14 protein-coding genes are annotated in these 13,952 nt (G+C 62.0%); 2 read left to right on the forward strand and 12 right to left on the reverse strand.

From position 1 onward, the window contains the following. Positions 1 to 3: 3 nt before the first annotated feature. On the forward strand, positions 4 to 1,938 hold the full coding sequence (locus QMO80_RS31510; protein WP_283201728.1) for a flagellar biosynthesis protein FlhA: 1,935 nt from the start codon (positions 4 to 6) through the stop codon (positions 1,936 to 1,938). 39 nt (positions 1,939 to 1,977) lie between these two features. Next, entirely contained in the window at positions 1,978 to 2,892 is a 915-nt protein-coding gene (locus QMO80_RS31515; protein ID WP_283201729.1) for a pectate lyase, read from the forward strand. Between the two features lie 61 nt (positions 2,893 to 2,953). Here the strand turns inward: QMO80_RS31515 and QMO80_RS31520 are convergent, their stop codons facing one another. From QMO80_RS31520 to QMO80_RS31575, 12 genes are all read right to left on the reverse strand, one after another. After that, on the reverse strand, positions 2,954 to 3,751 hold the full coding sequence (locus QMO80_RS31520; protein ID WP_283201730.1) for an EscU/YscU/HrcU family type III secretion system export apparatus switch protein: 798 nt from the start codon (positions 3,749 to 3,751) through the stop codon (positions 2,954 to 2,956). After that, positions 3,738 to 4,547 (reverse strand): EscT/YscT/HrcT family type III secretion system export apparatus protein, encoded by an 810-nt coding sequence (locus tag QMO80_RS31525; protein ID WP_283201731.1) that lies wholly within the window; start codon positions 4,545 to 4,547, stop codon positions 3,738 to 3,740. Before QMO80_RS31525 ends, QMO80_RS31520 begins: the two co-directional genes overlap by 14 nt. 10 nt (positions 4,548 to 4,557) lie before the next feature. After that, positions 4,558 to 4,827, reverse strand: a complete 270-nt coding sequence (locus tag QMO80_RS31530; RefSeq protein WP_046977183.1) for a flagellar biosynthetic protein FliQ — start codon at positions 4,825 to 4,827, stop codon at positions 4,558 to 4,560. 65 nt (positions 4,828 to 4,892) lie between these two features. Then, positions 4,893 to 5,546 (reverse strand): type III secretion system export apparatus subunit SctR, encoded by a 654-nt coding sequence (gene sctR / locus QMO80_RS31535; RefSeq protein WP_283201732.1) that lies wholly within the window; start codon positions 5,544 to 5,546, stop codon positions 4,893 to 4,895. Continuing rightward, on the reverse strand, positions 5,546 to 6,565 hold the full coding sequence (locus QMO80_RS31540) for a FliM/FliN family flagellar motor switch protein (RefSeq protein ID WP_283201733.1): 1,020 nt from the start codon (positions 6,563 to 6,565) through the stop codon (positions 5,546 to 5,548). The genes sctR and QMO80_RS31540 overlap by 1 nt, the downstream gene beginning before the upstream one ends. Continuing rightward, a complete protein-coding gene (locus tag QMO80_RS31545; RefSeq protein WP_283201734.1) occupies positions 6,562 to 7,881 on the reverse strand; it encodes a FliI/YscN family ATPase in 1,320 nt (439 codons plus the stop codon). Before QMO80_RS31545 ends, QMO80_RS31540 begins: the two co-directional genes overlap by 4 nt. Further along, entirely contained in the window at positions 7,874 to 8,437 is a 564-nt protein-coding gene (gene sctL, locus QMO80_RS31550) for a type III secretion system stator protein SctL (protein WP_283201735.1), read from the reverse strand. The genes QMO80_RS31545 and sctL overlap by 8 nt, the downstream gene beginning before the upstream one ends. Further along, the gene (locus QMO80_RS31555) at positions 8,434 to 9,063 is read right to left on the reverse strand and encodes a hypothetical protein (RefSeq protein WP_283201736.1); all 630 of its coding nucleotides are present in this window, start codon (positions 9,061 to 9,063) and stop codon (positions 8,434 to 8,436) included. Before QMO80_RS31555 ends, sctL begins: the two co-directional genes overlap by 4 nt. A 2-nt stretch (positions 9,064 to 9,065) precedes the next feature. After that, positions 9,066 to 9,896 carry a type III secretion system inner membrane ring lipoprotein SctJ gene (sctJ, locus tag QMO80_RS31560; protein WP_283201737.1) on the reverse strand — a complete coding sequence of 277 codons (831 nt, stop codon included), beginning with the start codon at positions 9,894 to 9,896 and terminating at the stop codon, positions 9,066 to 9,068. Continuing rightward, a complete protein-coding gene (locus QMO80_RS31565) occupies positions 9,893 to 10,369 on the reverse strand; it encodes a hypothetical protein (protein ID WP_283201738.1) in 477 nt (158 codons plus the stop codon). The genes sctJ and QMO80_RS31565 overlap by 4 nt, the downstream gene beginning before the upstream one ends. Positions 10,370 to 10,419: 50 nt before the next feature. Further along, positions 10,420 to 10,677, reverse strand: a complete 258-nt coding sequence (locus QMO80_RS31570; RefSeq protein WP_283201739.1) for a hypothetical protein — start codon at positions 10,675 to 10,677, stop codon at positions 10,420 to 10,422. 304 nt (positions 10,678 to 10,981) lie between these two features. After that, complete coding sequence (locus tag QMO80_RS31575) at positions 10,982 to 13,825, reverse strand: hypothetical protein (protein WP_283201740.1); 2,844 nt, start codon at positions 13,823 to 13,825, stop codon at positions 10,982 to 10,984. Positions 13,826 to 13,952 lie beyond the last annotated feature (127 nt).

A 13,952-nucleotide genomic window follows, 5' to 3' on the forward strand; every position in this document is an offset into this window, starting at 1 on the left:
ATCATGAAGGTAAGGTCATCCGCCATCGCCATGCTTGCGCAGCGCACGGACATGCTGCTTGCGGTGTTTTTCGCCTCCGTCGTCACGATGATGGTGCTGCCGCTTCCGACAATCGTTGTGGACGTGCTGATCGCCTTCAATCTTTCCTTCGCCTTCGTGGTGCTGATCACCACGACCTATCTGAAGAGCGTGCTTGAAATCTCGACCTTTCCAGCGGTCATTCTGATCGGCACGCTGTTCCGGCTGGCCTTGACGATTTCCTCGACGCGGCTCGTGCTGGCGGATGCCGATGCCGGCGAGATCATCATGGCCTTCGGCGACTTCGTCGTTGCGGGAAACGTCGTCGTCGGCCTGATCATTTTCCTGATCGTGGCGCTGGTGCAGTTCATCGTGGTGACGAAGGGCGCCGAGCGCATCGCCGAAGTCGGCGCGCGTTTCACGCTCGACGCCATGCCGGGCAAGCAGCTCGCCATCGACAGCGACCTGCGCAACGGCCATATCAGCACGGAAGCCGCGCAGAAGCGGCGGTCGCGCCTCGAACAGGAGAGCCAGTTCTTCGGCGCAATGGACGGCGCCATGCGCTTCGTCAAGGGCGATGCGGTCGCAGGATTGGTGATTGTCGCCGTCAATCTCATCGGCGGCCTGGCGATCGGCATCTTCCAGAAGGGCCTGAGTTTTGCCGAAGCCGCCCATCTCTATACGCTGCTGTCGATCGGTGACGGCCTGGTCTCGCAGATCCCATCCATTCTGATGGCAGTCTCGGCCGGCATCGTCGTGACCCGCGTGTCCGATGACGGCAATGGCAGCCTCGGCAGCGATATCGGCCGCGAACTCTTCCGGGAGCCCCGCGCATTGGCGATTGCGGCGGCGCTGACGATCTGCGCGGGCTTCGTTCCGGGATTCCCGTCGAGCGTGCTCGGCACGATCGGCCTGTGCCTGGCGGGCCTGGCCTTCATGGTTCATCGCCGGCGCGCAGGCCCGGCCGCGGCCGGATCGGCGAATGCCGTGGAAGGCGCCAATTCCTATCCGCTCGACCGGACGAAATATGGCGATCCTGTTGTCGCCACCGTCTCGATGGCAACGCTGGCGCGGCTTGAAGCGATGCGGCTCGGCGAAATGCTGGACGGGCGTATCCGCATGGCGGCGCGCGCCGTCGGCGTCTCCGTGACGGTGCCGACGTTCAACGCTGATCCCCGCATGGCCGAGGATCTGATCCATCTCCAGGTTGAAAACGTGCCTGCCGGCCTCATCAGCTGCGGTCCTGAACGAACGGCCGAACAGATTGCCGACGACATCGTGCGCATTGTCCGCCGCCACATCGGCGCGCTGTTCAGCGTCGACGATGCCGCGCAATGGCTGGGCAGTCTCGAACCGCGTCTGGGAAAACTGGCAATCGATGTCGCCACCCAGGTGCCGCTGATGCTGACGGTCGCTGTCGTCAGGCGCCTGCTGGATTCCGGCGTGACGCTTTCCCAGCCGCGCGGACTCCTGGAAGTGATGCTGCACGCCGGCACCGATCACGCGCCGGATGCCCTGGCCGAAATGGCGCGGGCCTCGCTGGTCAAGCAGATTGCCTTCGGGCTTCTCGACCGGCGCGGATTGCTGCCGGTACTGGTGCTGCCCGCCGAATGGGAGCACTTCATCCGGTCCTATGAGGCGGGCGGCGCGACCGAGAAGATCGAGATCGCCGAAAGACTGCGGCTGCTGGCCGAGAAAACCAGACAGGCTCTCGAAGATGCCAACGAGCAGGGATACGATCCCGTCATCATCGTGCCGGGCGAATGGCGCCTGCTCACCCAGATGCTGATGATCCGCCACAACTGCCGCATTCCGGTGCTGGCGGCGCAGGAGATCGACAGAGATATAACGATCGAAACCGTCGGAGAGATCGGGCAAATCCGGAACGCTGCCGGATCGAAACAAAGGTCGAGCGCATAGACCAGGTGCAGTAGAAGAGACAACAGGGGGATGAATGCAATGCATGGCGTAGATGGACAAAGACCCATAGACTTCGACAGAACCTCCCATTTCGACCTTGAGTCCGGTTGCCATGGCGGCAGCAATAGGATCGACACGGATTTCACCACCAGCCGAACCCGCAAGGTCTCGCCCTTCGAAGATTCCTCCGGCAACCCGCCGATGCTGAGTTCCTATGTGCCGAAGTCGCGGGAAACGTCGGAAAGCGGCGTGGATTCCGATGCCAAGGACGTGCTGCGCAAGCACATCAACTGGCAGTCCGACTCCAAGAAGCTGGATCCATCCGACGAGAAACAGACCACGACTTTGCTGACCACGGCGGAAAAGCCCGACCTCTCGAATGAAGGCAGCGTCATCACCGTCAACGAGCCGATCGTCGTGGATGGCGGCGTGTTCGACGGCAAGGGCGCGACCTATACGGCCTCTTCCAAGCTCGGCGATGGCGGCCAGTCGGAAACCCAATCGCCGCTGTTCATTCTCAAGAACGGCGCGACGCTCAAGAATGTCAATCTCGGCGAGAATGGCGCCGACGGCATTCACGTCTATGGCGGCGCGACGCTCGAAAACGTCAATTGGCAGAATGTCGGCGAGGATGCGCTGACGGTTAAAAGTGCCGGCGACGTCACCATTCTCGGCGGCTCGGCCAAGGGCGCAACCGACAAGATCTTCCAGATCAATGCCGATACGCATTTCCATCTGAAGGATTTCGTCGCTGACGGCTTCACCACGCTCGTGCGCACCAACGGCGGCAAGCAGATCGACGCCGACGTCACCATCGACGGCGGCGCGTTCTCCAACGGCAGCAACGTCTTCCGCACCGACAGTTCGCTTGCCAGCGTGACGTTCCTGTCCGATATCACGCTGGACAAAGTGAAGAACTGGACGCGTGTCGGTGACAACCAATCGGGCGTCTGAGATATCAGACCACCGCGACCACAAAGTGAAGAAAAAGCGGGCGCCTTGAGCTCCCGCTTTTTCATTGCCGGTCTGGCCCTTGCCTGCGCGGCGGGCCGTTGCGCATTTCCGCGCCGATCTGCCGGCGCGCCGATTTCAGCTTCGGGTCGCCCTGGGTATCCTTGTATTCGCGCCGCGCTTCGGTCTTGGTCATGCGGTGTTCGTGCCTGAACAGCGCGCGCGAAATGCGGATATCGAAAAACGCCGCCGCCACCATGATGCCGGCGGCAATGACGAGGATCGAGCCGAGGAGATGGGCTGCCGTGGAGAGCGAGCATGCTTCTCCGCAAAGAGGCGACCAGAAGATGCTGTTGAGGAAATAGAGGATCGCACCGCCGCCGGCAGCGGCGAGCAAGATAAACTTGACGAGCCCCTTGATGAACTCGGCGACGCTGGCGAGCGAAAATAGCCTTTTGATGCCGTCGAACGGATTGAGCCGGTTAAAATCGAAGCTCATATGTTTGAACGATACGGGAAAGCCCTGCGCGTCGAGGATCGAGACCAGGATGGTCGCGGCAAGACCCATCGCAAGTGGCAGCCAGATGAGATCGAGCAGCGCCACGCCGGTTTCGCTCAAGCCGGTGGTGACGGCGTCGGAGAGGTCGGCCCGGCCGGCGGACTGCAGACCGGCGTCGAAACTGCGGGTGAAATCCTCAAGGATATCGGGCAAGCCCCAGGTGACATAGATCGCGATGGCGAGGACGGAAATCGCAACCGGGAGTTCCTTCGAGCGCGGCACCTGGCCCTCGCGCCGAAGCCGGTCGAGCTTCACCCGGCTCGGCGGCAGGGTTTTTTCCTCGGTATCCTCATTTTTGGCCATCAGCCACCTCCAGCATGGCTTTCACCTCGTTGAATCCATCGACCCAGAGATCGTGGAAATAGCTGGAGATGAAGGCCGTGTAGATGACGAGGATGACCATGACCGCGAAGTTCTTGATGGCCGGCAGGCTGTCGTTCAGCGGGAATTGTTTGGACGAGCGGCCGACGAAGGCCAGCGACAATTCGAGTGCGCAGGTGACGATCATGAACGGGGCGGCGAGCAATCCGGCCGCCTTGAACAGCCGGCCGAAAACACCTGATATCATGTCGAGCGGATCGTCGGGGATAGTGGGCGCCAGCTTGAAGAGCGGCCAGAGCTCGAAGGATTTGTAGAAGATCGCAACCAGATCGATGATGCCGCCGGCGCTGACGAAAATCACCAGGGCGATCGACATCATCAGCGAACCGAGCGGCGCGGTTTCCAGCGCGTTGATCTGGTCGAACAGATTGGCGGCATTGGCGCCGCGATAGACATCGGTCATATCACCAGCCGCCTGGGCTGCCCAGAAGGGGACGCCGAGCCCCATGCCGATGAGCGCCCCGAAGCAGAGTTCCTTGATCGAAAGAGCGGCCAGATCGAACCAGGACGTATCCCCCAGCGCCAGCACCGAATAGGCGAAGGCCACGGAAGGCGCCGAGAGGCCGATTGCGAGACCGAAACGCAGGATACCGACGATGCTGAACAGCGAGAAGATCGGGAAGATCAGCAGGATGCCGAGCGCGCGGGCGGCGCCGAGCATGGCCGCGGCCGGAGCCGCGACCTCGATGCCGACGAGCGGAAGATGATCCGGCCCCATCCGCCTCGCCTCACTGAACCATGGTCGGGAAGTCGTTGAGGATATGAACGGAATGTTCGATCAGCGGCGTTGCCAGCACCCGGCCGAACAGAAGCAGCGTGATGGAGATCACGAAAATCTTGACGATCTGGGCGATGGTCTGTTCCTGGATCTGCGTCGCCGCCTGGAAAATGGCGATGACGAGCCCGAGAAGTGCGGCCAGGCCCAGAATGGGGCCGGCCAAGGCGAAAGTCGCCATCACGGACATGCCGATTTCGGCCGCGACCTGATCCTCACCCATGGCGGCAAGCCTTTCCCGCGGGCGAGGCAGGCACCCGAACCAGTGCTTTCGTGAAGGCGCGATGCTCACTGCGCATAGGACAGCACCAGGCCTTCCAGCAATCGCCGCCAGCCGTCGATCGAGACGAAGAGCAGCAGCTTCAGCGGCGTCGAAACCACGGTCGGGGACATCATCTGCATGCCGAGCGCCACGAGAATGGCGGAGATGGCGAAGTCGATCATCAGGAAGGGCAGATAGATCAGAAATCCGATTTCGAAGGCCCGGGTCAGTTCCGAAACGAGGAAGCTCGGCGTCAGCACGGTGATGTCGTCGGAGGCAATAGGGGTAACCGGCGCATTCGCCCAGACCTTCTGCGAGGCCTGGACGAAAAAGTCGCGGACCTCGGCATCGGAAAATTTCAGCATGAAATCCTTCAGCGGCGCCGCCACCTTGACCATGCCGTCCGCCATGCCACCGATCGTGCCGAAATCGCCGCTATGGGCAAGCAGCAATTGCCAGCTGTTTTGCAGCACCGGGTTCATGACGAAGGCCGAGAGAACGATGGCGATGGCGAAGACCAGGAGATTGGGCGGCGTCTGCTGGATGCCGATCGCATTGCGCACGATCAGCAGGACGACCGAAATCTTGGTGAAGGATGTCGCGATCACGGCAATGACCGGCAGCATCGAGATCGCCGCCATCGCCACGAGGCTCTGGGCAAGAGGAAAACTCTGTTCCATCAGTCGTGCAGCACTGTCACGCGAACGGCGCTCAATCCATCCACGGAGATGATTTCTCCGCGTCCGATGACACGGCCCTGGGCAATGATGTCGACGGCGTCCGACAATGGCCTGTCGAGGTTGAACACATAACCTTCGCCGATCGTCTCGAGCGTGCGAAGCGGAAGCTCCAGCCGTCCGGCATCGAAGACCAGCTTGATCGGGATGCTGTCGACAGGCGACGGACGCGGCTCGCCCTGCAATTCCTGATCGATGGTTTCATTCGTCATGAAATGCCTCATTGGTCCGGTTGGCGTCGACAGCAGCGGCTCGGTGAGAACAGCGCCTTTGTCCGACCGCATACAGTTTGCAAGGTAACGTTCCCCGGTGATCGCGATGACGGTCTCCGTCGTCCCCCCATCGATGACGATGCCGTCCCCCAATCGCAGGGATTTGATCTCGCCAACCGACAGCACGGCATAACCGCGGCGGATGTTGACCATTGTCGTCAGGGCATCGAGCGTGCGGCGCGGCAGGCGGCTCGCCCAGCCGACCAGCCCGGCAAGCAAGGTTTCATCGAAGCGGCCGCTCAAGGGCAGGCTCATGCCGCTCCAGCCGATTTCGAAGCCGAAATTGCCGCTGAAATCCGGCTGCGGCTCGGCGCCGATCTGCAGCAGCGACAGGCCGATGCCGATCTTGTTCTCGATTGCCTCGAAGGCCTCGGCGAACTGATGTTCGACCACCGCCGCCTGTTCGCGCGGCGACAGTTTTTCCCAGAGGAGCAGCGGTTCCAGCCTTTCGGCCAGCAACCGCAATGCTCCGGCCGAAGCAATCAGCATCTGATCCCACTCGCCGACGCGGCAGAGAATGCCGACCGGGTCGGCGATCCGCCCGGCTGCGATATCGGGGGACAGCGGGCGTACGGAAAGCGTCTGCTCCCGGACCGGAATTTTCCAGGCGGCGCGCATCATCGTGTCGGAGCGGGAAAAGAAGCTCTCGGCCATCGATGCGTGGGGCCATGCGGACGCTGCGATATTCATCGGACAAGCTCCTCGAGCGCTTCGACGATCGCGCCGAACGGCTGCGGCTTGCGCTCGCCGTCAAACAGGAAGCGCTTGATAAGGCCGTGTTTGGCGACGGCCTCGTCGACGGCGGCATCGCGCCCTTGACGATATTCGCCGACGCGGATCAGCAGTTCCACCTCGTCATAGAGGGCGAGCAGAGCGCGCAGCCTGTCGGCTGCCTGGCGATGGCTCTCGCTGACCACCGCGCTCATCGTCCGGCTTCGGCTGGCCAGCACATCGATCGCCGGAAAATTGCCCGCCCGGGCAATCTTGTCGGAGAGCACGATATGGCCGTCCAGCAGCGATCGGGTTTCTTCGGCAATCGGATCGTCCTGCTCTTCGCCTTCGACGAGCACTGTATAGAAAGCGGTCATCGTGCCGTTTGCGCTGTTGCCGGCACGCTCGAAGATTTGCGGCAGGACGGCGAAGACGGAGGGTGGAAAGCCGCGCCGCACCGGCGGTTCGCCGGCGGCGAGCCCCACTTCGCGCAAGGCGCGGGCCATGCGGGTGACGCTGTCGATGACGAGCAGCACATGTTTTCCCTGCTCGCGAAAATGCTCGGCGATCGCCGTTGCCGTCATCACCGCCTTGAACCGCTCCAGCGCCGGGCGATCGGATGTGGCAACCACCAGCGCCACGTTCGAGGGAGCGCCTTCCGGCATGTTGCCGGTGACGAATTCGCCGACTTCGCGTCCGCGTTCGCCCACCAGGGCGCAGACGATCACATCGGCCTTGCTGTTGGCGACGATCTCAGACACCAGCGTCGACTTGCCGGCGCCGGGCGCGCCGAAAATACCGATGCGTTGGCCCTGCCCGCAGGTCAGCACTCCGTCCAGGGCGGCAATTCCCGAGGTAAACGGCTGCCGGATGGGGCGGCGCGACAGGGGATTGACCGGCTGGCCGTAGAGCGGCTGCAGGAAGCGCGCCTCATCGCCGGCAGGATTGGGGGAGGGACGCAGGACATTGCCGTGTGCATCGACGATCGCGCCGAGCAGGAAACTGCCGACGGAGATGGCCGGCTCTCGGCCGGTCGGGACGATTTCCGTGCGCTGGGAGATGCCGCGGGGTTCGCCGTGAAGCGAGAGAAGCGCCGTCTCGCCGTCGATGCCGACGACATCGGCAAGGCCGATGCGGCCCCTGCCCGGCTCATGCAGTTCACAAAGCTCGCCGATCCTGACCGAGGGGATGAGCGCCCGTACCAGCAGGCCCGAAACACTCTTGACGCGGCCGCTCTGGCGCCGCACTTCCGTTTGTTCGAGTGTCCGCTCCATCCGAAGCAACGCGTCAACCATGGACGAGAGCCTCGATCACGGTGGCAAGCTGGTCTTTCAAGCCGATCTGGCTTCGTCCCGCCGACGTCTCCAGGACGATCTCGCCTGGAGACATCAGCGGATCCGTTTCGACAGTGATGCGATGATCGATATCCGCAATCGCCTGGGCGATCATGGCGGCATCCTCGGGGGCGACATGCAGGGCGATCTCCTGGGCCTCTGCGGTCTGGGATATGGCGTGGCGGACCAATCGCCTGGTGCGCTCGTCGGCCTCCATCGATCCGAGGATCAATCCGACTGATTTCAGAACCACCGCCTCGACCCAGCTGTCGAGATTGGAAATCTCCTGTTCGGCTTTTCCGAGCGAGGCGGCAAGCCGTGCGGCAGCATCACGAACGCCCTGTTCGAAGCCGTCGCGATAGCCGTTCTGGGCGGCCTGCTCGCGGGCGGCTGCAAGCGTGGCCTCGGATTGGGCGGCGTCCTGGCGGGCAGCCTCCAGAATTTGCGCCGCTTCCCTGATCTGGCCGAAACTTTCTGCCGGAATGATGCGGTCGTGGCGTGCAAATACCGAGCTCATCGTCCGGCGCCTTCCTGTAAGGAGGCAACTTCCTCGACGGCCGCCGCCGCCAGGGCAAGCGCCGGGCCCTTCAGGAGGGAAGCCGAACCGTTTCCGGCCATATTGCGCCAGCCTGCCGACCGCCAGGCCGCGGAGATCCGGTATTCCTCTGCCAAAAGCGCCAGCATCGACCAGCCATCGGCCTCGACGACATGCCTGGCCTGTTCGCTCAACAGATCGAGCGGCGGCGTTGCCGCGGAAAGATGGGTGTGGCCGAGAGCGAATGCGACCGCTTCCTCGCCGTAGGCAGCCCGGAGTTTCGCAAGGGTCGGGCGATCGACTGCAGGGCAGAAGGCCGCGAGATGATAGGCGAGGCCCGCCCGGATCGCTGCCTTTGCGCGTCCGTCTGGGCTCGTAGACATCAGGCGGCGGGCGGTGTCGGGAAATGTGGCGGGATCGCCATGGGCTTCGGCGATCTCCGTGAAAAGCCGCCGATGCAGCCGCGGCGACAGGATAGCCCCATCGGCCAGGAGCGGCGCGGTCCCATCCCATCGGGCGGCCGTCAGCATATCCGCGGAGAGCAGCGCCGCCTTGCGGACCTTTGCCGCATTCGAGATCGCCTCGCCGTCGGACCGCGGCGCGCGCATGCTCAGCGCTCCTTCCGCTGCGGCAATAGCAGCAGCAGGCATGCCCCGATGGCGAAGATGATTGCGCCGATCACGGCCAGATTGGCGGCCTTGAAAGCCGAGAGAGTGCTTTGCACGATCGAGAATGGCGCTGCGGCAGGTGCCGGCGTTGCGGTTACCGCCGGGGCGGGCGCTGCCGCTGCCACCGGAGCCGCCGGCGCGCCGACCTCCGACCAGGGGCTGACCACCACCGAGACATCCTCATAGGAGAGGTCGCGGATGCTGTTGACCAGAACGGATCGGCTTTTCATGTCGATCTCGTTGAGATTGGCGCCGGGGCGATATTGCAGCACGGCCGCCGCCCTCGCCTTCTCCTTGATGAGCCCGCGGCCGTTCTCCTCCGGCAACACCACATGGACGCGCGCCGTCGCCACGCCGTCGAGCCCGGAGAGCGTTTCGGCAAGCTGCTGCTCGATGGCGTAGCTCATCCGGGCTTTCTGTTCGTAGGGCGTCACGAGGAAGCCGTTGCCGGGAAAGAGTTCGGCGACATTGCCGAACGACTGGCGCGGCAGACCGGCGCCGGCCAAAAGCTCGATCGCCCGGGCATGGTCGGCCGATTCAGCGGCGATCGCATAAGTCCCGCCCTTTTCGCTCTTCATCGTGACGGAGATGCCGGCGCGTTCCAGCAAGACCTGCGCATCCAACGCATCGCGTTGGTCGAGGCCCGTCAGCACGTCCTGGCTGCAGGCGGCGAGGAACAGACAGAGGGCGAGCATGGCGGTCTTCGAAAGGACTTTGCGCGCGGGCGAAGAGATCGATGATCTCGAATGGGCCGATGTGGTCATGATGCTCACTGGCCCTGCGTCAACCGTTTGGACGACGACATCACCGACTGGGTGAGCGACGACAGCAGCGTCGTGCCGGTCGCGAATTGCTGCGATTTCTCCAGCCGGTCGATCGATGTGGCGATGTCTTCGATCTTCGGGCCGCTGTGAGCCTTGTCGGTGGCAAATCGCACCAGCGGCGTTTCCGGCTGGCCGCCTGCGGCCACGGGCATGAAGAATGCCGACAACCGGTCGAGAATGCTGGAGGGCCGCGTATTGCCTTCCGGCGAATAGGAAGGCGGGACGGCGTCGGATTCAGGCGCGATCTTGCGGCCCTGGCTATTGGGAATGGATGCGAGTTCGGTTGGCCGAAGGCCGGCGAAATCCGCCGGCTGCAGCCCGATCCGCTCCGCCACGATTTCCGAGGTCTTCAGGACATTGCCTGTCGATACGCCATCGACGGGCGGCGTGAAGGCGCGGCCGGAAAGTTCTTCTCCACTCATTGCAATTCCTCAACTCGGTACACGTCAACTGCAAACGATGAACGGGAACGCTACTCGTCGCTGCCTTCGTCGATCGCCTCCTTGGCGAAATTGAAAAGCGAATTGTTCAGCATCAGGGTGTTGGAAATCATGCCCGGCAGAAACGCATCCACGGCAGCGGAGAGAACCTCGCTCTCGCTGTTCGGATCGACCTTTTTCGTCGTGCTGCCGGTCGTGCTCGTGGAACCCGTCTTATCAGTTGTCAGCTCCACCGAGACAGGGTTCGCAGGCGTCAGGTTCAGGTCGGAATTCACTGCATCTACGGCCATATGAGCACTTCCATCAAGGAGTTATCAAAATGAATGCATGATTTGATATGGATAAAAAAACGGCTGGTCAATTGTTTAAACTTAACCGATGGTTAATTTTCAGATGGCACAGTCTGCTTTGACAATTTTATCGGCTATTATATTATAGTTTAACGATTTTTATCCATAAAACGCAGCCAATATCCAGATTGCGCATAAAATTTATACTTCGATTACTGTCACGTAATGTTCACAAGCCCGGCCGGCGTCGAGCCGGCCGGGCTTGTGAATACCCAGATATTTGGTGGTGTGAAAGCGTCCCGGATCAGCCCACTGGCGTACCGCGGCGCTTCTCGACATCGGCGGTGATCGCGTCCCAGTTCTCAGGCGTAAGCTCGCGCTGTTCCGGTTCGCGGGGCGCGGGATTGACGCCGCCCTTGGCGCCGACGATCGGGCCGGTTTTGGCGTAGATGCCGACCGTGTCGTTGACCGTGCGCTTGAGCATGTCGTTCATCATGTCGGTCTGCTTGTGGAAAGCCTTTTCCTGCTTGATGCTCTGATAGATGGTAAAGCCCGACCAGGCCGCCCAGGACACCGCGCCGGCGACCGCGAAGGCGAGCGAGAAGCCGCCGGAGACCAGCGCTACCGTTGCACCCGTGCGCCCGAGGAAGGTGGAATTCACCAGCATATTGGCAACGCCGGCAATGCCCTCGATCGCGCCGATTGTGTCCGCCGCGGTTCCGATGCCCATGAAGATGAGATCGACCGGGTCGCCCTTGCCGCTCGTGAGCCCCTGCAGGAACTGGTAATACTCCACCGGCAGCCAGGCGACGCCGGCAACGGCGCCGACCGTCGTCCCGGTATTTTTGAAGAAGGCGGAAAGCACGCTGCGCTGCGCCCGCGCCAGCTCGTCGGAAACGCCGACGAGCGAGCTGATCCCATCCAGCAGCGAAAAATTCGACGCCTTGATCGCCGAGCCGAGTGCACTGCCCATGTGAGCCAGCGCGCCAAGGGCGTGCAGAACCACGACGCCGATGCTGTCCCAGGTCGGGCTCGTCATGTTGAGGCCGGCATAGATGGAGCGGGAGGCGGTGAGCACCGACATCACGCCGGAGGAGAGCGCCGCCTTGTATTTCACCGGATCGACGCCTGCCGGCGCCGCGGTGGCGGTCTTGTCGATCAGCTTGCCAAGTTCGGCCTTGATGGTTTCGATGCTGCCGCCCGGACGCATCAACCCCCAGAGCGAGGTGAAGACCGTCGTGAAGTTGGTCTTGTATAGCGCCATGGCTTCGGCATTGCCCTTGAACAGGGTTTCGGCCAGTGCGTCCAGGCTCGGGGCAATGATCTTCTTGATCGCCTCTTCGGCGGTTTTGCCGTCGACCATGATCGGATCGATCACATCCGTACCCGGCATCAGCGTCTTCATCAGCCCCGACATGGAAAGCCCCATGTCCTTGAGGCTCGATGTCAGATATTCGCTGTCGATATAGGGCAGGTCGAGAGCCTGGATGGTCTTGCTCCAGCCGTTGTCCTTGGTGCCGAACATGCGCTCGGCGATCCAAGCGTCGCCGCCGCTGCCTGCGAAGAAGCGCCCGTCACCTGAGCCGTTGGCGGCGATCCCCTTGCCGGCCAGTCCGGTGCCGACCATGATCATCGCCATGACGTCGTTGAACGAATAGCTGGCGAGATTGCTGGAGGGTAGCGGCGAGATGCTCTTGTCCCAGTCGGTATTGGTCGGCAGCTTCGAGACCAGGCTGGTGCCCATGACGAGCCCTTCCAGTGCCGTCTGCACCGCATGGCGGTAGCCCCAGACCTCCTTGCCGCCGGGGGCGTTCAGCCGCGACGTCAGGCGCTCCAGATTGCCGGCGAGATCGCCGATGCCGATTTCTCCGGCGCCGACCTTGTCGAGCAGCGGACCGAGAAGCGCCTTGACGTCGGCCTTGAACTGATCGCGAACCTCGGCGCTGTCTCCCCCGTAAAACTGGTTGGCCATCGCCTGGATGGTTGGGTTGAACAGGTGGGTGATATTGTTGGGAACGGTGCTGCCGAATTCGGAAGCCGCAACCTTCTTCAAACCGTCGAGGTCGATCTTCAGATCCGGGAACAGGCTGCCGCCGAGCCCGAGCGACTGGTCGGAATCGACCACCGGCAGAACGGAGCCGAGCCCCTTCAGCTCCCGTTCGGTCTTGTCGCCGGCCAGTCCCATGCGGATCAGGCCATCGAGCGCCGTCGTCGGATCGGAGATCGTCGGCAGCACGTTCTTGTCGAAGAATTCGGCATAGGTCTTGTCGGCGATCGCCGAGCGCTGCTTCACGAAATCGTCGGGAAGCACCATGGAATAAAAGCCGAGCGCGGCATTATATTCCTTGAGAATGGTGGCGACATCCTTGCCGGATTTGAGGCCGTCGTTCAGCAGGCCGCCATTGACGATGTCGCGCTCGAAGGCATCCTCGACCTTCGTACGCAGGTCCTTCATCTTCTCGTCACGCGTGATCGTGTCGTTGATGATCTCGGACGCATCCTTGTTCGTATCGGCCGGTGCGACGCGGTAGCCGGAGAAGATCAGCTTGAAGGCCTTCAGCGCCTTCTCCGTCATCAGCGAGTTGACGTCGGGGTCCGATCCCAGGATGGCGATCGACTTGTCGAGATCCTTCAGGATCTCCTGGTCGTTATAAATGCCGCGCTGGTTGTCACCGAGGCTGTCCTTGTATTTGCCGAAGGTCGCCTTGGTCTGAAGCAGATCGAGATACATGATCAGTTTCTGCTCGGCGGTGTAATTCTGCGGGTTTTTGACGACGTCGATGCTCTCGAAGGACTTGTCCTTGTCCTTCAGCCCTTCCATGAAGCCCTGGTTGATCTCGCTCATGAAATCGGAATTGAACAGGAGATCGATGACCGGCTGGATCGGCGCGGTCGGGCTGGAAACGCCATTCGATGTGCCGGCGAGCGAAACGAACTTCGGGCTGGTCGTCTGCGCCGATGTGGACGAGAAAATCGTCAGGCCTGCCGTCGTCGTCCCGTCAGAGGCAAAGGGCGATGCCTTCTTGACCGTGGTGCTCGTGGTCTTGCCCTGGCTCGTGGAATTTTCGGACTTAGGATCGGACTTGGCGTTTAGCCGGAGAAATGAAACCGTATCGATATCCGAAGATGCTGGTGCGATCGATGACATGCGTTCCCTTTGATTTTCTTTTTCCGCTTTCCGCGGGTGACGTCGTTTACCTTACGTTAGGCATAAGATCGACCTTTGCGTGATAATTCAAGCCCGATCGCGACATCGCGGTTGCATAAAATGCGGC

The organism is Rhizobium sp. BT03 (genome assembly GCF_030053155.1).
Lineage (GTDB): Bacteria > Pseudomonadota > Alphaproteobacteria > Rhizobiales > Rhizobiaceae > Rhizobium.

Excerpts from the sequence above, each read along its gene's own strand:
- QMO80_RS31570 (WP_283201739.1), bottom strand. The coding sequence starts at position 10,677 with ATGGCCGTAGATGCAGTGAATTCCGACCTGAACCTGACGCCTGCGAAC.
- QMO80_RS31520 (WP_283201730.1), bottom strand. The coding sequence starts at position 3,751 with ATGGCCAAAAATGAGGATACCGAGGAAAAAACCCTGCCGCCGAGCCGG.
- QMO80_RS31525 (WP_283201731.1), bottom strand. The coding sequence starts at position 4,547 with ATGGGGCCGGATCATCTTCCGCTCGTCGGCATCGAGGTCGCGGCTCCG.
- QMO80_RS31555 (WP_283201736.1), bottom strand. The coding sequence starts at position 9,063 with ATGCGCGCGCCGCGGTCCGACGGCGAGGCGATCTCGAATGCGGCAAAG.
- QMO80_RS31540 (WP_283201733.1), bottom strand. The coding sequence starts at position 6,565 with ATGAATATCGCAGCGTCCGCATGGCCCCACGCATCGATGGCCGAGAGC.
- QMO80_RS31510 (WP_283201728.1), top strand. The coding sequence starts at position 4 with ATGAAGGTAAGGTCATCCGCCATCGCCATGCTTGCGCAGCGCACGGAC.
- sctR (WP_283201732.1), bottom strand. The coding sequence starts at position 5,546 with ATGGAACAGAGTTTTCCTCTTGCCCAGAGCCTCGTGGCGATGGCGGCG.
- QMO80_RS31575 (WP_283201740.1), bottom strand. The coding sequence starts at position 13,825 with ATGTCATCGATCGCACCAGCATCTTCGGATATCGATACGGTTTCATTT.
- QMO80_RS31565 (WP_283201738.1), bottom strand. The coding sequence starts at position 10,369 with ATGAGTGGAGAAGAACTTTCCGGCCGCGCCTTCACGCCGCCCGTCGAT.
- sctL (WP_283201735.1), bottom strand. The coding sequence starts at position 8,437 with ATGAGCTCGGTATTTGCACGCCACGACCGCATCATTCCGGCAGAAAGT.
- QMO80_RS31530 (WP_046977183.1), bottom strand. The coding sequence starts at position 4,827 with ATGGGTGAGGATCAGGTCGCGGCCGAAATCGGCATGTCCGTGATGGCG.
- QMO80_RS31545 (WP_283201734.1), bottom strand. The coding sequence starts at position 7,881 with ATGGTTGACGCGTTGCTTCGGATGGAGCGGACACTCGAACAAACGGAA.
- QMO80_RS31515 (WP_283201729.1), top strand. The coding sequence starts at position 1,978 with ATGCATGGCGTAGATGGACAAAGACCCATAGACTTCGACAGAACCTCC.